Source organism: Streptomyces sp. NPDC021356, from assembly GCF_040641015.1.
In the GTDB taxonomy this organism is placed as follows: domain Bacteria; phylum Actinomycetota; class Actinomycetes; order Streptomycetales; family Streptomycetaceae; genus Streptomyces.
Genome location: NZ_JBFACU010000001.1, coordinates 461,989 through 481,905, shown reverse-complemented (window position 1 = coordinate 481,905; position 19,917 = coordinate 461,989). Strand labels below are relative to the sequence as shown.

At 72.0% G+C, this 19,917-nt stretch carries 14 protein-coding genes and 1 pseudogene; 9 read left to right on the top strand and 6 right to left on the bottom strand.

Annotated features, from left to right (window positions below):
- The first annotated feature begins 8 nt into the window (after positions 1–8).
- From AB0G56_RS02110 to AB0G56_RS02080, 7 genes and pseudogenes are all read left to right on the top strand, one after another.
- Positions 9–4,364 carry a trypsin-like peptidase domain-containing protein gene (locus tag AB0G56_RS02110; protein WP_360962145.1) on the top strand — a complete coding sequence of 1,452 codons (4,356 nt, stop codon included), beginning with the start codon at positions 9–11 and terminating at the stop codon, positions 4,362–4,364.
- A gap of 524 nt (positions 4,365–4,888) precedes the next feature.
- Positions 4,889–5,611 (top strand): VOC family protein, encoded by a 723-nt coding sequence (locus tag AB0G56_RS02105; RefSeq protein ID WP_360962142.1) that lies wholly within the window; start codon positions 4,889–4,891, stop codon positions 5,609–5,611.
- Between the two features lie 275 nt (positions 5,612–5,886).
- Positions 5,887–6,082, top strand: a pseudogene (locus AB0G56_RS02100) (LysR family transcriptional regulator); the annotation flags it as partial.
- Between the two features lie 191 nt (positions 6,083–6,273).
- Positions 6,274–7,419 carry a low temperature requirement protein A gene (locus tag AB0G56_RS02095; RefSeq protein WP_360962139.1) on the top strand — a complete coding sequence of 382 codons (1,146 nt, stop codon included), beginning with the start codon at positions 6,274–6,276 and terminating at the stop codon, positions 7,417–7,419.
- 189 nt (positions 7,420–7,608) lie between these two features.
- Positions 7,609–9,072, top strand: a complete 1,464-nt coding sequence (locus AB0G56_RS02090) for an aldehyde dehydrogenase family protein (RefSeq protein WP_360962136.1) — start codon at positions 7,609–7,611, stop codon at positions 9,070–9,072.
- A gap of 7 nt (positions 9,073–9,079) precedes the next feature.
- Positions 9,080–10,489 (top strand): MFS transporter, encoded by a 1,410-nt coding sequence (locus AB0G56_RS02085; RefSeq protein ID WP_360962133.1) that lies wholly within the window; start codon positions 9,080–9,082, stop codon positions 10,487–10,489.
- 226 nt (positions 10,490–10,715) lie between these two features.
- The gene (locus tag AB0G56_RS02080) at positions 10,716–12,347 is read left to right on the top strand and encodes an FAD-binding protein (RefSeq protein ID WP_360962131.1); all 1,632 of its coding nucleotides are present in this window, start codon (positions 10,716–10,718) and stop codon (positions 12,345–12,347) included.
- Between the two features lie 57 nt (positions 12,348–12,404).
- Here the strand turns inward: AB0G56_RS02080 and AB0G56_RS02075 are convergent, their stop codons facing one another.
- The 6 genes from AB0G56_RS02075 to AB0G56_RS02050 all read right to left on the bottom strand — a co-directional run bounded on the left by AB0G56_RS02075 (position 12,405) and on the right by AB0G56_RS02050 (position 17,063).
- Positions 12,405–13,235, bottom strand: a complete 831-nt coding sequence (locus AB0G56_RS02075; RefSeq protein WP_360962128.1) for an SDR family NAD(P)-dependent oxidoreductase — start codon at positions 13,233–13,235, stop codon at positions 12,405–12,407.
- Between the two features lie 108 nt (positions 13,236–13,343).
- Positions 13,344–13,787: a VOC family protein gene (locus AB0G56_RS02070; RefSeq protein ID WP_360962125.1), complete on the bottom strand. Its 444-nt coding sequence runs from the start codon at positions 13,785–13,787 to the stop codon at positions 13,344–13,346.
- Positions 13,788–13,792: 5 nt separating this feature from the next.
- Entirely contained in the window at positions 13,793–14,167 is a 375-nt protein-coding gene (locus tag AB0G56_RS02065; protein WP_360962122.1) for a nuclear transport factor 2 family protein, read from the bottom strand.
- 41 nt (positions 14,168–14,208) lie between these two features.
- Positions 14,209–15,045, bottom strand: coding sequence for an ester cyclase (locus tag AB0G56_RS02060; protein ID WP_360962119.1), 837 nt, complete (start codon positions 15,043–15,045; stop codon positions 14,209–14,211).
- Positions 15,032–16,633, bottom strand: coding sequence for a GMC family oxidoreductase N-terminal domain-containing protein (locus AB0G56_RS02055; protein WP_360962116.1), 1,602 nt, complete (start codon positions 16,631–16,633; stop codon positions 15,032–15,034). The genes AB0G56_RS02060 and AB0G56_RS02055 overlap by 14 nt, the downstream gene beginning before the upstream one ends.
- 7 nt (positions 16,634–16,640) lie before the next feature.
- Entirely contained in the window at positions 16,641–17,063 is a 423-nt protein-coding gene (locus AB0G56_RS02050; protein ID WP_360962113.1) for a nuclear transport factor 2 family protein, read from the bottom strand.
- Between the two features lie 285 nt (positions 17,064–17,348).
- Between AB0G56_RS02050 and AB0G56_RS02045 the strand changes: the two genes are divergently transcribed.
- Both AB0G56_RS02045 and AB0G56_RS02040 read left to right on the top strand, forming a co-directional pair.
- Positions 17,349–18,188 carry a type 1 glutamine amidotransferase domain-containing protein gene (locus tag AB0G56_RS02045; RefSeq protein WP_360962111.1) on the top strand — a complete coding sequence of 280 codons (840 nt, stop codon included), beginning with the start codon at positions 17,349–17,351 and terminating at the stop codon, positions 18,186–18,188.
- A 47-nt stretch (positions 18,189–18,235) separates the two neighbouring features.
- Positions 18,236–19,915 (top strand): thiamine pyrophosphate-binding protein, encoded by a 1,680-nt coding sequence (locus AB0G56_RS02040; protein WP_360962108.1) that lies wholly within the window; start codon positions 18,236–18,238, stop codon positions 19,913–19,915.
- Positions 19,916–19,917: the final 2 nt, after the last annotated feature.

Sequence of the window (19,917 nt, the reverse complement as noted above, 5' to 3'; positions counted from 1 at the left end):
GCTGAAGGGTGTCAGCGCGAGAGGGAGATCCCGACTCCGGGCCGGCAGAGTGTCTGGAAGGAAATGGCACGGACGACCCGGCAGCGACTCGGACCTCCTGGGTTTCCACCGCTGTGGTGCAGATCCTCACTCCGGACGGCAGTGTGGCAGGCGCGGGTTTCCTGGGGAGCGGGGACGTGGTCATCACCTGCGCTCACGTGGTGCGTGCGGCCGGTAGTGGCCCGGGAGGCCGACTGCGGCTGCGTTTCCGGCACCTTGCCGCCGGGCCGTCGGTCGAGGGAACCGTCCTGGCCGGGGCGTGGCGTGAGCCGGACGCGGAAGATGTCGCCGCCGTGCGTCTGGCAGGGGTGCCTGCCGGGGCCCGGGCGGTGCCGCTGGGGTCGACCGCCGGAAGTTCGGGGCACCGGGTCTCCTCCTTCGGATTTCCAGGTCAAGCACCCGGCGGCGGCCACTTCGGTTACGGCGCGGCAGGTGATCTGCTGCCCGGTGACGTGACGGGCCCACTCCTGCAACTGACGGACGCGAACGACCTGACGAGGGGCTTCAGCGGCGGACCGGTGTTCGACGAGGTGACCGGCCTCGTCATCGGCATGGTCTCGGCGGTGGTGAAGCCGGACCCGCTGCACAGAGGACTCGGGATCGCCTACGCGACGCCGGTGGAGACGCTGCGGACGGTGGTGCCTGGACTGGTGGAGCGGAAGGTGCGCCCCTACCGGGGACTCGCGCCGTTCACCGAGAAGGACGCCAGATGGTTCCATGGTCGGCAGGCCGTGGTGCACCGTGTGCTGGAGTGCCTGCGCAGGCACCGGCTCGTACTGCTGCTGGGGCCCTCCGGCGCGGGAAAGTCCTCCGTCGTGCGGGCCGGGGTGATTTCCGCGCTGTCCGACGGCGCGCTGCCGGGCAGCGATCGCTGGGCGCATCTCCTGACGCGGCCCGGGCAGAACCTCCTCGACGAGTTGGAGCGTTCGGGGCTGTCCGAGGCGGCGGAACAGGGCATCGGCCGGGCGGTGGAGCGTCACCTCGCGGAACAACCAGCGGACCGGCTGCTTCTGGTCATCGACCAGTTCGAGGAGCTCCTCACCCAGCCGTGGGACGACAGTCGGTGTTCCCCAGCGCCCTCGGCAGCGGTTCAGGATCTCGTCGCGGCGATCGACGCCCACGTGGGACTCAGCGTGATCCTGATCATGCGCAACGACTTCTACCCGCGCCTGGCCGACCTGTGCCCTGATTTGCTGAACGCCGCCAGGCCCGGCGCGCTGGACGTGTTCGCCGAGCTCACGCTCCCCGAACTGCGCGAGATCATCGTGCAGCCCGCGCGGGACGCCGGTGCGCGCTTCGAGGAAGGTCTGGCGGACCGGATCGTCGAAGACCTACGAGCCGCCGATTCCCTGGGCCGTACGCCGGCAACGCTTCTGCCACCTCTCCAACTCGCCCTGTCCCAGCTGTGGGAACGCCGTGCTGAGGGTCGCATCACCCACGACTCCTACCAGCGCATCGGAGAGGTCACCGGCAGCCTGACCACCTGGTGCAACAACTCCCTGAACGCGCTGCCCGCCGGTCACCGTCCCACCGCGCAACGCATCCTGACCGCGCTGGTCCGCCCCTCCGACGACGCCCACGGCACACCGGCCACCCGCCAGCAGGTGCCCCTTGCCCGGCTGCGGGTTCTCGCGCGTGACGTCAAGGACGCGCGTTCCGCCCCGGATGCCGTCTTCGAAGAGGTCATCGCGGCGTTGAGCCGCGACCGGGTCATCATCACCAGCAGGACATCACAGTCCGACGGCCGGCCGGGTGAGCCGGTCACCGAGCTCATCCATGACGCGCTGATACGTGACTGGAGCGACCTGCGCCTGTGGATCGCGAGGGACCACCGTTTCCAGACATGGCTGCACCAGGTCACCGACCTGTACAGCCGCTACGCCAGTACCGGCCTTCCCGCCGACCTGCTTGTCGGCACCGCCCTCGCGGAGGGACTGGAGTGGGCCCGCCAACGTGCCCTTCCTGCCGAGATCGCGGCTTTCCTCACCGCCAGCGAGCGCCGCCAGCAAGCAGGCCTCCGCCGCACGCGACGCCTCAATGCTCTCCTGGCGTCTCTCCTGGCCCTCGCCCTGGTCGTCACCGGCGCTGCCTTCCGGCTGCGCCAAGAAGCTCTCGACGCGCAGCACCAGGCACAGTCCCGGCAGCTTGCCGCACAGTCCCAGGCCCTTCTGGACAGCGATCCTGACCTGGCATCGCTGATGGCGGTCCAGGCGTATCAGACCTCGGCCACCCGAGAAGCGCGCGCGGGCCTCCTCCGTGCGGCCGACCTGGGGCTTGCCCACCTTCTTGGCGCACAGGACGGCGACATCCAGTCGGTGGCGTTCAGCGCGGACGGCAGGACCCTCGCCGGTGGCGGAAAGGACGGCCTGATCCGCCTGTGGGACGTCTCTTCGGGACGACAGGAAAGAGTCCTCGTCACTCATCATGGCAGCAAGGTGCGGTCCTTGGCTTTCAGCCCGGACGGCAGGACGCTCGCGAGCGGCGGTGACGACGGCACACTTCGGTTGTGGGACCTGCCGGGAAACCGGTCGCGAGGTGAACTCGACGTACACGACGGATGGGTCTGGTCAGTGGCGTTCAGCCCTGACGGCAGGACGCTTGCCGGCGGAGGACACGACGGGAAGGTGTGGTTCTGGGACGTACGTTCAGGTAAGCACTGGAGCGGCTCCGACGCCACCCACGCCGGCGAGGTGCGGTCCGTGGCGTTCAGCCCGGACGGCAGAACACTCGCGGCCACGAGCACGAGCGACCCCGACAACGGTGAGATACGGCTGTGGGACGTCACCACCGGTCGGCAGCGCGGCAGCGCCATCACCGACCCCGGTAGCCAGGTGGGGGCGATCGCGTTCAGCCCGGACGGGAAGACACTCGCCGGCGGCGGTGAGGACGGCAGGATCCGCCTCTGGGACCCAGCCTCCGGCCGGCAGCGGAGCGACCCCCTGGTTCATGGTGGCGAGGTGTGGTCGGTCGCGTTCAGTCCCGATGGGAGAACACTTGCCAGCGGCGGTGAGGACGGCAGGATCCGCCTCTGGGACACGGCTTCCGGCCGACAGCCGAACGCCGCGCTCGTACACGGTGGCGAGGTGTGGTCGGTCGCGTTCAGTCCTGACGGGAGAACACTCGCCAGCGGTGGCGGAGACTCGGTACGGACGTGGGACACGGACAGTGGTGAGTCGACGGGTCGGACTCGACCCGTTCACGGTCATGTCGTCGCGATGACGTTCGGCGGGGACGGGCGAACGCTGCTGAGCGCCGGCGGCTACGGCGATCTGCTGCAGTTGGACATGGCCGCACACATCGAGCGCAAGGGCGTTCTCCGTGACCTCGGTGGCTCTCCTCTGTGCGCCGGGGCGTTCAGCCCGGACGGCAAGGTGCTCGCGGGAGGTGACCAGAACGGCACGGCACGCCTGTGGGACGTGGCCTCAGGACGGATCCGGGCCGGGCTCCCGGCCGATGGCCAGGACTACTTGTGCGCGTTCGCGTTCAGCCCGGACGGCAGGACGCTGGCCTATGGCGGCGAGGACGGCAGGGTACGGCTTTGGGACGTGGCGGAGGCCAGGCCGCGAGGCGCCCCACTCGTCCACGGAGAACCGCCGTGGACGGAAGTCGAGTCGGTGGCGTTCAGCCCCGACGGCAGGACGCTGGTCAGCGTCGGCACCGGCACTCTGCGGTTGTGGGACGTGGCCTCGGGCAGACAGCGAGGCTCCGCCATCACCGTGGACGGGGAGGTACGGTCGGTGGCCTTCAGTCCGGACAGCAAGCTGCTCGCCGGCGCGACCACGGACGCCACCGGGGGGAAGGTCCAGCTCTGGGACGTGGGGACAGGCCGGCAACAAGCCGACCTCTCCCGCGACGACGGACTGATGTGGGCAGTGGTGTTCAGTCCGGACGGAGACACACTCGCGAGTGTCGGTTCCATGGCCAACCCGGACGACGGCTCTCTCCCGCAGACGGCAGGCAGCGGGATCCGCCTGTGGGACGTGACCACTCATCAGCAACGCGCCTATTTCTCCAGCGAGGTGGGAACGCCGTCGGAGGTGGTGTTCAGCCCGGACGGCGACACGCTGGTGAGCGCGGCACCTGTCGGCGAGGGCGCTCTCGACGGCACGGGTGGCTCGAGCGAAATACACATATGGGATGCAGCACTTCCCGGTCCGGACGAGGCTGTCCGAAGAATCTGCGGTGCCCTCGGGCGTGGCTTCACCGTTGCCGAACGCTCCCGCTATCTCGTCGGTCTCCCGGCGGAGCCGGTGTGTGCTGACGTGAGTACGGCACGGGGGCCGAAGGCCCCGGCGACAGCTGCCGCGGGCCCGGCCGGCTTCTGACCATGCCGACTCGGGAAACCCCCACCATGGCGTCGGGCGGATCGTGAGACGACGAAGACGCGCCGGAGCTCTCGGTGCGGCTTCGTCGTGAGATCGGCTGCGCCGGCGAGGACGGTGCTGGGGGCCTCTTGGTGATGGATCCCGAGGCCAGGGCCTCCGCCACGAGGGTCCGTCGCGGCGCGCCGGAGGGTGCGTGGCCGCCCGCCACCTGCAGCGGGGTGCAGCCGGTTGTGATGGCGACGGACCTCACACCGCGCCGCCAGTGCCCGTGCTCCGGGTCGAGGACCCGCAGGTTGATGAAGGCTGCCGGCCGCGCAGGGGCGCGCGGCAGGGCGCCCTGGCGCGGTGGGAGCTTGCAGCGGTGGTCACCCTCGCGGGTGACCCTGAGCATCGTGACCCATTGACCAGGGCAAGCGGGCGGGCGACGGAAACTCGGATGCGCGTGCCGCGGCGGCCCGCCTAGGCTGCGCTCGCGGGAGGGCGTGGCGCCGTACCGCCGTCGGCGGAGCGGAGATGCACGGGACATGACCAGCCAACTGTTCGCCATCTGCTTCCACACGACCCGGCCCGCGGACCTGGCGCGCTTCTGGTCCGGGCTCCTGGGCTGGGAGCCGGCCGACGGCCCGGACGACGGCATAGTGCTCCTGCCCCCTGCGGATACCGGGTTCCGCATCCGATTCCTGCCGGGCCAGGAGCCGAAGACCGGCCAGAACCGGGCGCACTTCGACCTGACGAGCGTATCCCCGGAGGGTCAGCGGCGCACGGTGGCCAGGGCGCTGGAGCTCGGCGGGAGACACATCGACGTCGGCCAACTCCCCGAAGAGGGGCATGTGGTGCTCGCCGATCCGGACGGCAACGAGTTCTGTGTCATCGAGGCGGGCAACGCGTTCCTCGCCGGCACCGGCTTCATCGGAGCGCTGGCCTGCGACGGTACGCAGGAGGTCGGCTACTTCTGGAGCGAGGCGCTGCGGTGGCCGCTGGTCTGGGACCAGGACCAGGAGACCGCGATCCAATCGCCCCACGGAGGTACGAAGATCACGTGGGGTGGTCCGCCGGTGGCCCCGAAGACCGGGCCGAACAGGCCGGCCTTCGAGCTGGCGCTCCCCGCCGACGCCGACTGGCGGGCGGAGGCGGACCGCCTGGTCTCGCTCGGCGCGACGCGCACCGGCACCGGCGAGGGCGACGCCGGCCGGGCGCTGATGCTCGACCCCGACGGCAACGAGTTCTCCGTACGGATGCCCCGGTAGCGGCCCCGGCAGCGGGACGGGGCGGAGTGCGGGAAACGCCGGCGGCGAGCCCGCCGGAGCCGCTGGGAGCCGGATCGCTCACGGCCGTTCCCGGCTGCGGCGCCGGCCGGCCGGCCGGGGAACCGGCGCGGTTCCCGGCACGAAGGTGCCGCTCTGGTGCCCCCTGACACTGAATGCCGAGGTCGGTGACGGAGCCGTCCATCACCTCGCCGTCGCGCAGCCGCCGCCACGTGCACGCCGTTGCCGGCCGGGCTGCCGCTCGGCACCAGGTCACCGACGACCACCCGAGCGTCGGCGACCGCCCCACCCGGCACGACCCGGCCCGGCCGCCTCGGGCCACCTGCCCGCGCACCTACGCTTCCAGCTCCTGCGCTGCTGGTGGCCGGCACCCGGCGCATCGCCCTGATCCAGGCCCGGCTCGCCGGTCTCCTACGCACGCTCGCCGCCGTGCGCGTGGTGGAGCCGCCGTACCTGAAAGGGCCTTCATGCCCGTCCTGGATCGCGGGGCGCGGCGAGTTGGGACAGACCGTCCGCCGACTTGCCGACATGCCCGGTGCGCGCCGCCCGCCGCTCCGCCGTACGCGTGTCCGCTGTACACAGTCAGTGCTGCAATCCGCGATTCCTGTCGCAGGTCCGTACCCCGAGAGGAAGCTGGTGCAGCGGTGGCCGAAGTCACTGCCCGGACGCGCGTGGACGTACGCGACCGGGCCACATGGACGGAACTCTTCTACGACCTGGTGCTCGCCTTCGGAGTCAGCCAGGTCGCCCACGTGCTCGCGCTGCACCCGGGCTGGTCGCAGCTGGGCAGTTGCCTGCTCGTCCTGGTGCCGCTGTGGTGGGCGTGGGTGGATGTCGTGATGGCGATGAACGCCGTGCACGAGACCAACATGCAGCGCGTCTTCCTGCTGCTGGCGGGGCTCGCCACCTACGGGATGTGCATGTCCGCGCAGCACGCGTTGGAGACCAGGTCGGAGGCGCTGCTGTACGCGGGCAGTTATCTCGCCCTGCGGCTGCTCATAGGCGAGGCGATACGGCGGGAGTGCGCCGTCTACACCATCCACCCCTACCGGGCGGGCCTCGCCTTCGCGCTGGCCCTGTTCGGGGTGACCGCCCTGCCGGACCAGATGCGCACCGCGGGGTGGGCGATCGCCGTGGTCGCCGAGATCCTCGCGCCGCTCGTCCTGAGCGGCCACCTGCGACAGCTGGCGTTCGGCGTCAACCACCTGCCGGAGCGGTTCGGCCTGTTCATCATCATCGCCCTCGGCGAGAACGTCGTCTCCGTCGGCGCCTGGGTGGGCGGGCGCCACCTCGGGCCGACGGAGCTGGCGGCCGTCGCCCTCGCGTTCCTCACCGGCTGCGGCCTGTGGTGGCTGTACTTCCACCTCGCCGCGTCCGCCGTCGCCCACGCCCTGCGCTCCCATCCGACGCCCGCCGTCGTCGTGCGCGACGTGCTCAGCTACGGCCATCTCGCCCTGGTGTCCGGGCTGTTGCTGGTCGCGGTGGGCGCCGAGCGGATCGTCGCGGCGCCCACCGCGACGCCGTACCGGATGGCCGCGGGACTGCTGCCCGTCGGCGCCGCCCTGTTCACGCTGACGTTCTGCTACACGCGCCGCCGGATGTTCGGTGCCGCCTCCGTGACCCGCTTCGCCGGCGGGCTCGCGCTGCTGGGTCTCGCGCTCGCCGCGCCGCTGGTGCCGGGCCTGGTCACGCTCGGCGCCGTGGCGTTCGTGCTCGTCGCCGTCAACGGCCTGGAGCACTGGCTGCTGACCGGCGGCCGGCACGTCCCCCTGATCTTCGTCAGACGCTGAGCCCGACGGGGGCGCGCGGCACCCGGGACACCGTCAAGTGGCCAGGTCCCCGGCGTGACTTGACGCAGTGTGCCGACCTCGCTCCGCTGCCCGGCCCCCGCCTCCCACCCGGACCTAACTTTCTCGGGTGCCCAGCCGCGGCGCGCGGCGTGCGACAGACCGAGCATCCGTTCGCGAAGGAGTGGTCCGATGACGATCCCCCTGCCCCAGGCCGTCGGCGACGGCTCCCTGTTCATCGACGGCAAGTTCCAGCCGGCTGACTCCGGAGAAACCGTCCAGGACATCAACCCGGCCACCGAGGAACCCATATGCGAGGTGGCCTGGGCCGGGACCAGCGACCTCGACCGCGCGGTGCAGGCGGCGCGGCGCGCCTTCGACGTGGGCCCCTGGCCCGGGATGCCCGCCAAGGAACGCGGCCGGCTGATGCTGCGCGTGGCCGACGGCATCGAGGCCGCGGGGGAGGAGCTGGCCCGGCTGGAGACCCTGGACGTCGGCAAGCCGATCACGTTCACGCGGGGATTCGACGTCCGGGCCGCAGCCGAGATCTTCCGCTACTACGCCGGCATGGTCGAGCAACTGGAGGGCGCCGCCCGCCCGGCGGGCGCCCGCTCCCTGCAGTACACGCGGCGCGAGCCCCTCGGCGTGGTCGGCGCCATCACGCCGTTCAACTTCCCGCTGAACCTCACGGTCAACAAGATCGCCCCGGCGCTCGCCGCGGGCAACACCATCGTCCACAAGCCCGCCGAGCAGACGCCGCTGACCGCCCTGGCGCTCGCCCGCGTCATGGCCGAGGCCGGACTGCCCGAGGGCGTGCACAACGTGGTCACCGGCGGCGGCGCCAGTGTCGGCGCCGCGCTCGTCGAGCACCCCGGCGTCGACAAGATCTCCTTCACCGGCTCCACGGCCACCGGCAAGCGCCTGATCGCCGCCGCGGCCGGCACGCTGAAGAAGGTCACCGTCGAACTCGGCGGCAAGGGCGCCAACATCGTCTTCGCCGACGCGGACATCGAAGCGGCCGTGCAGGCCGCCTTCCAGGCCGGGTTCTTCAACACCGGCCAGTTCTGCATGAGCGGGTCCCGGCTGCTGGTGCACCGTTCCGTGCACGACCAGGTGGTGGACGCGCTGACCGGCGTACTGGGCGCGATACCGGTCGGTGACCCGCTGGACGAGAACACGGTGCTCGGTCCGCTGGCGCACCGGCAGCAACTCGACAAGGTCGTCGAGTACGTCGGCATCGGCCGCCGGGAGGGCGCCACCGTCGCCTTCGGCGGCGAACGCGGACACGACGGGCCCGGCTACTTCCACCAGCCCACGCTCTTCACCGGCGCGCACCCGCAGATGCGCATCGCGCAGGAGGAGATCTTCGGCCCGGTCGTGACGGTGCTGCCGTTCGACACCGACGAGGAGGCCGTCGAGATCGCCAACGGCACGCCGTACGGACTCGCCGCGGGTCTGCACACCCGCGACGTGCGCCGCGCGCACACCGTGGCCGCCCGGCTGCAGGCGGGGATCGTCTGGGTCAACACCTGGGCGGCGTTCGAGAACTCCACGTCCTTCGGCGGCTACAAGTCCTCCGGCTACGGCCGCGAGCTGGGCCCCGAGGGCATCGAGGAGTACCTGCAGTACAAGACCGTGTACGTCAATGTCGATTGAGGTGGAAATGTCCGACCAAACCCGCCCCGGCGCCCTCTCCGCCGGGCTCGTGCTGGGCGCGTTCCTGGCGCCCAGCGCGCTCGGAATGTCCGCGACGCCCATCGCACTGCCCGCGCTCGGCGACAGCCTCTCGGTGGCCTCAGGGGCGACGGCCTGGGTGCTGGCGGGCTACACGCTGACCCTCTCCGTCGCCTCCGCCCTCGCCGGCCGTCTCGCCGACATCCGCGGTCTGCGCATGCCCATCGTCACCGGCATGGTGCTGCTGCTCGCCGGCACCGTCCTCGTCGTCGCCGTCCCCTGGTTCCCGGCCGTCATCGCGGGCCGGATGCTCCAGGGCATCGGCGGTGGCGTCGCCGCCGTGCTCTCCTTCGGCGTCGCCAACCGGCTCTTCACCGAACCCGGCGAACGCGGCCGCACCATCGGCACCATGGGCGCGGTCGTCGGGATCGTCTCCGGCGGCGGCGCCCTGCTCGGGGGCGCCCTGACCGACCTGATCGGCTGGCAGGCGGCGCTCGCGCTGCCCGGTCTCTCGGCGATCGCCGCGATCCGGGTGCTGCGCATCGCACCCGCCACCCAGCCCCGCCCCGAACGCCTGGACGCGCGCGGCGCCGTGCTCTGCCTCGCCCTCGCCGCGGCCCTGGCGGTCCTCCTCCAGGCCCGCACCACCCACCTGAAGGAGACCCTCGTCCTGGTGCTCGCGGTGCTCGCGATCGCGCTGGCAGCGGCCACCGTGTGGCACGTGCGCCGGGTGCCCGACGGGTTCCTGCCGCGCCTGGTCGTCAGCAACGCCCGCTTCGTGCTCGCCGCGGCGGCCGGTTTCACGCTCTTCGCCGGCTACCTCATCATCCAGTTCGCGGCGCCCCGGCTGATCCTCATGGACCACGACCTGAGCGTCACCCAGATCGGTCTGATCCTGCTGCCGACCGGTGTGGTCAGCGCGGTCCTGTCCCGCACGGCCGGTGGACTCGCCCACAAGGTGGGCCCGCTGCGCCTGGTCACCGCCCTCACCGTGCTCAGCGCCGCGGGACTGCTGCTCGCCGCGCTCGCGGGGCGCCAGCCCGTCGCCCTGGTCATCGCGGTGGCCGCCTGTGTGTCGGGGTTCAGCGCCGGTCAGGTCGCCCTGATGGCCGCGGTGCCGCACCTGGTCGACAGCTCCGTGCACGGGGTGGCCGCGGGTGTGTTCCAGCTCGTGTTCATCACCGGCGGTTCGCTCGGCTCCGCCGCGGTCGGCGGCATGGTCGGCGCGATGAGCCTGTCCACCGCGATCGGGGTGCTCGCCGTGGTGCCGCTGATCGGCCTGGTGGCGGCCGTGGCCGCCGGGCTGCTCGTGGCGCGGAAGACGTCGTCGCCGGCCCCCGTGGCGGGCGGCACCCGGGCGGCCGTCGCGGCGGAGAACCCGGCGCGCGCCACCGGCTGACGTCCGCACCCGCCCCGCTGCCGTTCCCGGAGTCCGCTCCAGGGGCGGCAGCCCTTTTCGGCCCGGCCGGCCGGCCGCGAGGCGCCGCACGCTGCTCGCCTGACGCGATTCGCCTGACGCGATGCGTCTGACGCGCTCCACGTGACGCGATCGACCTCACGCGGTTCACCACCTCACGCAATACACCACACACAGCTCACCCAAGAGCTTCCCCGAAGGAGCGGAAATGGCTCGACTGACCCGCCGTGGATTCCTCGGCACCGCCGGCGGTGTGGGCGGTGCCGTCGCCCTCGGCACCCCGGGCGCGCAGGCCGCGCAGGCCGAGGAGGCGGCGCCCCGGGCGGCCGGTGACGAGGCCGGCCGCGCCCTCGTCGACACGGTGACCGTGACCGCGTCGGACCCGCGCTACCTGGACCTCACCCAGCGTGGCTACAACGCCCGGTTCACCGCCGAGCCGGACACGATACGGCTCGCGCACTCCACCGGCCAGGTCGTCGCCGCCGTGCAGGAGGCGGTCACGGCCGGGGCCCGGATCGCGGTGCGCAGTGGCGGGCACTGCCTCGACGGCCTCCTCGACGACCCGGGCGTACGCGTCCTCATCGACCTGTCCGAGATGAACGCCATCGGCTACGACGCGTCCCGGCGGGCCTTCTCCGTCCAGGGCGGCGCCACCCTCGGCCAGGTCTACCGCACCCTCTACCTGGAGTGGGGCGTGACCATACCGGCCGGTGACTGCCCCACCGTGGGTGTCGGAGGCCATGTCACCGGCGGCGGCTACGGCCCGCTCAACCGCAAGTACGGCGCGGTCGTCGACCACCTCTACGCCGTGGAGGTGGTGTACGTCGACTCCACCGGCACCGCCCGCTCCGTGGTCGCCACCCGCGAGGCCGACGACCCGCACCGTGAGCTGTGGTGGGCCCACACCGGCGGTGGCGGCGGCCAGTTCGGGATCGTGACCACCTTCTGGTTCCGCTCCCCGGACGCCACCGGCACCGACCCGGCGGGCCTGCTGCCCAAGCCGCCGCACAGCCTGCTCAAGACCTCCACCAGCTGGAAGTGGACGGATCTGACCGAGGCGGACTTCACCCGCATCGTCCGCAACCACAACGCCTGGCACGCCGCCCACAACACACCGGGCACCGACTACGACACCCTCAACAGCGCACTCCTGCTCTACAACTACGTCCAGGGCGCCGTCTCCCTCACCGCCCAGCTCGACGGTTCCCTGCCGGACTCCCGGCAGCTGCTCGACAGTTACATCGCGGCGATCGCCGAGGGGGTCGGCGCCCCGCACACCACGACGGCGCACAGCACGCCGTGGCTCAAGGAGTCCCTCAAGGACCACTACGACACCGGGCTGTACAACCGCGGCAAGTTCAAGGGGGCCTACCTGCGCAAGGGCTGGTCCGACGCGCAGCTCGCGGTCCTGTACCGCAATCTCAGCGACCGGACGTACACGGGACACGGCGGCGCGATCCTCTTCTCCTACGGGGCCCAGGTCACCACGGTCGCCCCCGACGCCACCGCCCTGGCCCAGCGCGACTCCATGCTGAAGGCCAACTTCCTCACGTACTGGACCGACCCGGCCGAGGACGACCGCCACGTGGCCTGGCTGCGCGCCCTGTACCGGGACTTCTACGCCGCCACCGGGGGCGTGCCGCTGCCGGACGGCGACGCCGACGGGTCGTACATCAACTACCCCGACCCCGACCTGACCGACCCGCGGTGGAACACCTCGGGGGTGCCCTGGCAGACGCTGTACTGGAAGGGCAACTACCCGCGCCTGCAGGCGGTGAAGAAGCAGTGGGACCCGCGCGACGTCTTCCACCACGCGCTGTCCGTCACGGCCTGCCGGTGAGACACCGCGACCCCCGCCCCTCGGCCGAGGGGCGGGGGTCGCGCGCTGTCCCGTGTGTCAGCCGAGCGGCGGCAGGACGACGCCGGTCAGCGACTCGCTCAGTTCCCGCAGCCGCGCCCGCGCCGCCGGGTCGTACGCCTGGGCACCGGCCCGCGCCGGGGTGGCCCGGTTGAAGTACTCGCCGCTCACCTGCGCGAGCGCCGGGTCGGTGACGAGGCGGGCGGTGTTGCGCATGCCCTCCTCCAGGGTGCTCTGCGGGGTGAAGAGGTTCACCACGATCTTCGTCGGCATGTACGAGGCCGGGTGCAGGGCGTTGACCGTGACCCCCGTGCCGGCCAGCTGCTCGGCCAGGTCCTTGGTGAGGCTGATCTGGGCCAGCTTCGCCTGGCAGTAGGCCTGCCCGCCGTCCCAGCCGCGCTCCAGCATGACGTCGTCGAAGTCGAGCGGGGCCTGCCCGGCCGAGGTGACGTTGACGATCCGGGCCGGGGCCGAGCGCACCAGCAGCGGGGCCAGGGTGCAGCTGAGCATGTAGCCGGCCAGGTAGTCGACCTGGAAGGTGAGTTCGTGACCGTCCTGGCTCTCCTGGCGGGCCAGCTCGACGCCGATCCCGGCGTTGTTGACGAGCACGTCGAGCCGGTCGCAGGTGGCCAGGACGCGGTCGGCGAGCTTGCGGATCTCCTCCAGGGAGGAGAAGTCGGCCAGCTCGTAGTGGAACCGGTCGGCGCCGGTCCGCTCCCGCAGCTCCTCCAGCAGCTCCTGCCCCTTGCGGGCGCTGCGGCCGTGCAGGATCAGCGTGGCGCCCTGATCGGCGAGTTCGAGGGCCAGGGCGCGGCCGAGTCCGTCGGTCGCGCCGGTGATGAGGATCGTCTGTTCGCTGACAGGGCTCATGGTCTCCATTTTCCCGGTGTTTCCTCGTGCGCGTCGGAACATGATGGAAGGCACGGCCGGCCGAGGTCGACCGGCCGCGCCCGGTGCGGGCGTACGCGGATCACGTGCTCACGCGTAGGACCGCAGTTCTGCGGGGGTCTGGTCGGTGTAGCCCTGGCTCACCTCGATGACGACCCCGTCGGGGTCGGCCACCCAGACCGTCTTCCAGCCGGGGATGAACGCGTCGAAGGCCAGCGGCCCGAGCAGCACCTCCAGCTCCCCGCCGGCCGCCTCCATGAACGCGTCCACGTCGTCGACCTGGAAGGCCAGGTGGCGGGCGGCACCGGGGTTGTCCGGGCCGTCCTTCGCGGTGGGGAAGGCGGCCTCGGACTCGGTGGGGAAGAGTTCGAGGTAGACGGGGCCGGCCTTGAGGAAGACGACCCGGCTCCCGTCGGCCTCCACGACGCGGGCCCGCTCGAAGCCGAACCAGCGCCGGTAGAACTCCTCCGTGGCCCTCTGGTCACGGCAGTTGAGGCCGACGTGCGACCAGCGGGCGTTCGCGGGTGCGGACACGGGCCTCACGCCCCACCGGTGACGGCGGCGAAGGGCACCGTGTCGTGCACGTTCGTCATGTAGACGATCTCGCCGCCGGCGATCCTGAAGTAGTTGCACACGTCGGCCTCGACGGACTCGCCCCGCGGGGTGCGGGCGGAGATGTGCGAGACGACGGCGGCCTGCTCGCCGTCGACGACGATGTGCACGGGGACGTTGGAGAAGGACGCGTACATCTGCGGGAACCCCTTCATCATGTCCCGCAGCGTCTCGCGTCCCTCGACGTGTCCGGCGAGCTGCTCGTCCATCGTCTGGTCGACGGCGAACAGGTCGCACCAGGGGTCCCAGTCGCCCAGGTTGGCGAGCCGGTAGTAGGTGTCGACGATCTCTCGGGTGTTCATCGCGGCCTCCTCGGCGTACGGGATCGGCTGGGTTGCGGGTGTCACGGAAGCGGCACGTCCAGCTGGCGCATCAGGCCCGCGGTGTCGGCCTGCACCCAGCGCTCGACGACCTTGGCGTCCTCCAGGCGGTACACCTCCAGGCTGGTCCAAGAGACCTCGCGTCCGTCGGGCTCCTGGCCGAAGAACGGGGCGACGTGCTTGCCGTGGAAGGTGATGTGCATGATCACCTTGTCCGGGGAGGCCGGGTACAGGGCGTCGAGGCGCACGGTGAAGTCGAGGGCGTCGTGCGCGGCCTTGATGATGACCTTCAGCTCGTCCAGGCTCGACACGTCCCAGGCCGGGTTGTTGTCCCGGAACGTCGGGCCGAACAGCGCGTCGAGGTCGTCGTAGCGGCGCTCGTTCACGGCGTCGCTGACCGCCTGCACGGTCGCCAGGTTCGCCGCGTCCGTGGAGACCTGCTCACGCAGGCCGAGCAGGTCGTCCTGGGCCCAGCGCTCCACGAACCGGCCGTCCTCGACCCGCCAGATCTCCGTGGTGGTCCACTCCACCGCGCGGCCGGTCGCCGGGAAGCCGAAGACCGTGCCGCCGTGCGTCCCGGTCAGCTTCACCCGCGTGACGACCTTGTCGTCGCCCTCCGGGCCGCCGACGGGCAGCGCCTCCTGGAGCTCCCCCTTGAGGCCGTACGTCGCGTGGGCGGCGCGCAGCGCGGCCAGGTAGTCGTCCAGGCCCTTGATCTCGAAGCCGGGGTGGTGGTCGGTGAAGTCCGCGCCGACGACCTGGGCCACGGCGTCGTAGTCCGCCGCGTTGAAGGCGTCGAGGAAGCGCCGGTACAGCGCGACGCTCGCGGAGTTCTCGGCGGTGTTCTCAGAGGTGGGCATGGTGGGTCTCCTCGGTCCGTCGGTGGTGGGAGTCCTTGATCAGATCGGCCGCGCGCTCGCCGATCATCACGCTGGGCGCGTTGGTGTTGCCCGCGACGATCGTCGGCATCACGGAGGCGTCGGCGACGCGGAGCCCGGCGACGCCGTGCACGCGCAGCTCGTGGTCGGTGACCGCGTCCCCTCCCGTGCCCATGCGGCAGGTGCCGGCCGGGTGCCACAGGGTGGTCGCGCGCGCGGCGACGTAGGCACGCAGCTCGCCGGGGTCACGCACGCCCGCGCCGGGCCCCAGTTCCTCGCCGCGCAGCCGGTCGAAGGCCGCGGTGTGCGCCAGCTCCCGGGCCAGCAGCACCCCGTGGACCAGGACGTCCACGTCGGCTCCTGCCGTCAGGTAGCCGGCCTGCACGACGGCGGGGGCCGCCGGGTCGGTGGAGCGCAGCCGGACGCGGCCGCGGCTTACGGGCAGCAGCGCGATCGGCGCGAACGTGAAGCCGGGCCCCGCGTGCTGTTCGGCGGGCGCGTCGGGGGCGAGGAACTTGACCGGCCCGAACGTGAACTGCAGATCGGGCGACCGGTCCTCGCCGCCGCCCCGGGCGTGCGTGAACAGGCCCGCCTCGGACAGCAGCGCCCCCTCGGGGTGCTCCTCGCGGGACCGGTAGCACACCGGCACGAACAGGTGGTCCTGCAGGTTGCCGCCGACGCCGGGCAGGTGCTGCACGACGGTGATGCCGTGCGCGCGCAGGTGCGCGGCCGGGCCGATCCCGGAGAGCATCAGCAGCTTCGGCGTCTCGAAGGCGCCCGCGCTGACCACGACCTCCCCGTCCGCCCACGCCTGCCGGCCCTGCCCGTCCTGGACGTAGGCGACGCCGGTGACGCGGGTGCCGTCGAGCAGCAGCCGGGTGGCGTGCGCGCCGGTGGCCACGGTCAGGTTCGGTCGGTCGAGCGCGGGACGCAGATAGGCGGTCGCCGTCGAGGCACGGGCGCCGTCGTCGGTACGGGTCGTCTGGTACAGGAAGCCGTAGCCGTCCTGCCGTTCGCCGTTGTAGTCGTCGCCGGGCGCGTCGAATCCGAGGTGGCGGGCGGCCGCGACGAACGCCTTCGCGACCGGCGTCGGATCGGTGTGGTCGCGCACCCGCACGGCGCCGCCCTTGCCGCGCAGCGCGTCGCCGCCGCGGTCGTAGTCCTCGGCGCGGCGGAAGGCGGGCAGCACGTCCGCGTACGACCAGCCGGGGTTGCCCGCCGCCGCCCAGCCGTCGTAGTCGTGGCGGCTGCCGCGCACCCACATCAGGGCGTTCACGGAACTGCAGCCGCCCGCCACCTTGCCGCGGGCCACCGGGACGCGGCGACCGCCGAGGCCGGCCTCCGGCTCGGTCGCGTACCCCCAGTCGATCGTGGGGCTCCACTCGCTGGTCAGCAGGGCGAGGAGGGAGGCGGCGTCGGTGCGGTGGATCTCCGGCCGCTCGTCCCAGCCGCCGGCTTCCAGGAGCAGCACGCTGACGTCCGGGTCCTCGCTGAGCCGGCTCGCCACGGCGCAGCCCGCGCTGCCGGCGCCGACGACGACGTAGTCGTACGACATGGGAACCTCTCGCATCGCCGGCTCAGGCCGGGTTCAGGGCGCCGACGTGGTAGGTGCGGATGCGCAACGCCCCGTCCGCACCATCGCGCACCAGCTGCCAGTCCTGGTCGATGCGCAGGGCCGACACGCTGCCGTCGGAGAGGTTCTTCGCGGTCCACACGACGGTCACCTGGACGTCGACGAGACCGTCGTGCTCGTGCGTGCGCAGCTTCTCCACGATGTGGCTCTGCGGGCCGAAGCTCGCGCCCACCGCCGCGTACCAGTCGCGGAAGTCGGCGTGGCCGCGCAGGGTGCGCTCGGGGAACGCCATCTCCAGGCCGTCGTCGATCACGTACGCCAGCAGGTCCTCGACGGGCTCGTGGCTGCTCAGGATGTCGTACCAGTGCTGGACGAACGCGGCGACGTCCTGGCCGGGCTCCGTCCGCGGGCTCTGTGCGGTCGTCATGCCAAGTCCCTCTCGCTGAAGGAGTGTCCGGTGTCTTCCGGATGTGTCCCGGTCGATTGGGCCACGGCGGCGCGGACCCGGGCCCGGCACCGGGGGGCCGGCCGGGGCATTGCGTGAGGTCGGACCGCGGGCTTGCCGACGTCGCGGGGCGAAATGGCGTAGTACGCGCGCCCACTTGGGGATGTGGCGCGATCGGGACGGCCGGAGCCGCCGGGCCCGGCCCGCGAAACGTAGACATGAGTTCGACCGGTCCCATCCGACCCGCGTCGCACGAGAGGACACCCCATGAGCAAGCGCATCCTCGTCGTCCTGTCCGAATACGGTTACTGGGGCGAGGAGTTGATCGGCCCGCTGGAGACCTTCGACAAGGCCGGCTACCAGGTCGCGTTCGCCACGCCCACCGGCAAGCGCCCGGTCGCCCTGCCGCCGAGCATGGACCCCGACTACGTGGACCCGCCGCTCGGCCGCTCCGTCACCACCCCCGAGATGGCCGCCAAGGTCCGGGCCGTCGACAGCTCGCCGCGGCTGGACGGCCCGCTCGACCTGTCGTCCTGGCTGCCCGACCGCCCCTACCGCTCCAAGCCGTACTTCCTGCGTGACTGGGAGGCGTACAACACCCGCCTGGAGCAGATCCGCGACCAGATCGCCGACCGCTACGACGCCCTGCTCATCGTCGGCGGCTCCGGGCCCATCGTCGACCTCGCCAACAACTGGCGGGTGCACGACCTGATCCTCGCGTTCCACGCCCTAAACCGGCCGATCGCCGCCGAGTGCTACGGCGTCGCGCCGCTGGCCTTCGCCCGCGACCAGGAGGACCGCGTCTCGATCATCCGGGGCAAGCACGTCACCGGGCACTGCATCGAGTACGACTACAAGGACGGCACCGGCTTCATGGGCACCGACTTCGTGATCGGCCCGCCGCCGTACCCGCTGGAGTACATCCTGCGCGACGCGACCGCTCCCGGCGGCGCCTTCCACGGCAACTTCGGCAAGGAGACGTCGGTCATCGTCGACTACCCCTTCATCACCGGCCGCTCGACCCCCGACTCCTACCTGACGGGCCAGAAGCTCGTCGAGGTCCTGGAGGACGGCCTGCGCCAGTGGGGCTTCCGGGCCGACGACTGACCCACCCGCACGGCAGCCATGTAAACCTTCGCAGAAAGGTCCACGTCATGGTCAGCAGGCCCGCGCGGGTCGCGATCCTCGAACAGCTGCGAGCCGACGGGGTGCGGTACATGTTCGGCAACCCCGGCACGGTCGAGCAGGGCTTCCTCGACGAATTGCGCAACTTCCCGGACATCGAGTACGTCCTCGCGCTCCAGGAATCCAGTGTCGTCGGCCTCGCCGACGGCTACGCGCGGGCCACGCGCACCCCGGCCGTGATGCAGTTGCACACCGGTGTCGGAGTCGGCAACGCGGTCGGCATGCTCTACCAGGCAAGGCGCGGGCACGCCCCGCTGGTGGCCATCGCCGGCGAGGCGGGCCTGCGCTACGACGCCATGGACGCCCAGATGGCGGTCGACCTGGTCGCGATGGCCGAGCCCGTCACCAAGTGGGCGACGCGCGTGGTCGACCCCGGCTCGGCGCTGCGGGTGCTGCGCCGCGCCTTCAAGGTGGCGGCGACCCCGCCGTACGGCCCGGTGCTCGTCGTCCTGCCCGCCGACGTCATGGACCGGGACACCGCCGAGCCGGCCGTGCCCACCTCCTACGTCGACGTCACGGCCACCGCCGGCCCCGAGGTGCTCGACCGGGCGGCCGGTCTCCTCGCGGGAGCCGAGCGGCCGATCGTGATCGCGGGCGACGGCGTGCACTTCGCGGGCGCGCAGGAGGAACTGGGGCGGCTCGCGCGGACGTGGGGCGCCCAGGTGTGGGGAGCGGACTGGGCCGAGGTGAACCTGTCCGTCGAACACCCCGCCTACGCAGGACAGTTGGGCCACATGTTCGGCGAGAGCAGCCGGAAGGTCACCGCAGCGGCCGACGCCGTCCTCCTCGTCGGCACGTACGCGCTCCCCGAGGTCTTCCCGGCCCTCGACGGCGTCTTCGCCGACGGCGCCCCCGTCGTCCACATCGACCTGGACACCGACGCCATCGCCAAGAACTTCCCCGTCGACCTGGGCATCGCCGCCGACCCGCGGCGCGCCCTCGACGGGCTCACCCACGCGCTGGAGCGGCGGATGAGCCCGCGCAGCCGGGCGCGGGCGGACGAGTGGTTCGCACAGCGGTCGGCGGCGCGCTCGCGCGAACGGGCCGCCGCCCGCCGCCAGGACGGCACCGAGCTCGACCCGGACGCCCTGCCGACGCAAGCCTTCCTCCAGGAACTGGCACGCAGGCTCCCCGAGGACGCCGTCGTCTTCGACGAGGCGCTCACCGCGTCCCCCGACCTCACCCGCCACCTGCCGCCGACCCGCCCCGGCCACTGGCACCAGACCAGGGGCGGCTCCCTCGGGGTGGGCATCCCCGGCGCCATCGCCGCCCAGCTCGCCCACCCGGAGCGGACGGTGGTCGGTTTCACCGGCGACGGCGGTTCCCTGTACACGATCCAGGCCCTGTGGACGGCGGCCCGCTACGGCATCGGGGCCAAGTTCGTCATCTGCAACAACAGCAGCTACCGGCTCCTCGAACTCAACATCGAGGAGTACTGGAAGAGCGTGGACATCGCCGCGCACGCACAGCCGGAGATGTTCGACCTGTCCACGCCGGCCATCGACTTCGTGGGCCTCGCCCGCTCCCTGGGCGTCCCGGGCGTCCGGGTCGGGAAACCCGACCAGGCCGCCGCGGCCGTCGAGCAGGCGCTCGGCACCCCCGGCCCGTTCCTGGTCGACCTGGTCACCGGACGCGGAAGGCAGGAGTGAGC

Bases quoted from the DNA above. Each gene is read 5' to 3' on its own strand.
- AB0G56_RS02105 (WP_360962142.1), top strand. From the start codon at position 4,889: ATGACCAGCCAACTGTTCGCCATCTGCTTCCACACGACCCGGCCCGCG.
- AB0G56_RS02090 (WP_360962136.1), top strand. From the start codon at position 7,609: ATGACGATCCCCCTGCCCCAGGCCGTCGGCGACGGCTCCCTGTTCATC.
- AB0G56_RS02085 (WP_360962133.1), top strand. From the start codon at position 9,080: ATGTCCGACCAAACCCGCCCCGGCGCCCTCTCCGCCGGGCTCGTGCTG.
- AB0G56_RS02080 (WP_360962131.1), top strand. From the start codon at position 10,716: ATGGCTCGACTGACCCGCCGTGGATTCCTCGGCACCGCCGGCGGTGTG.
- AB0G56_RS02075 (WP_360962128.1), bottom strand. From the start codon at position 13,235: ATGAGCCCTGTCAGCGAACAGACGATCCTCATCACCGGCGCGACCGAC.
- AB0G56_RS02065 (WP_360962122.1), bottom strand. From the start codon at position 14,167: ATGAACACCCGAGAGATCGTCGACACCTACTACCGGCTCGCCAACCTG.
- AB0G56_RS02060 (WP_360962119.1), bottom strand. From the start codon at position 15,045: ATGCCCACCTCTGAGAACACCGCCGAGAACTCCGCGAGCGTCGCGCTG.
- AB0G56_RS02055 (WP_360962116.1), bottom strand. From the start codon at position 16,633: ATGCGAGAGGTTCCCATGTCGTACGACTACGTCGTCGTCGGCGCCGGC.
- AB0G56_RS02050 (WP_360962113.1), bottom strand. From the start codon at position 17,063: ATGACGACCGCACAGAGCCCGCGGACGGAGCCCGGCCAGGACGTCGCC.
- AB0G56_RS02045 (WP_360962111.1), top strand. From the start codon at position 17,349: ATGAGCAAGCGCATCCTCGTCGTCCTGTCCGAATACGGTTACTGGGGC.
- AB0G56_RS02040 (WP_360962108.1), top strand. From the start codon at position 18,236: ATGGTCAGCAGGCCCGCGCGGGTCGCGATCCTCGAACAGCTGCGAGCC.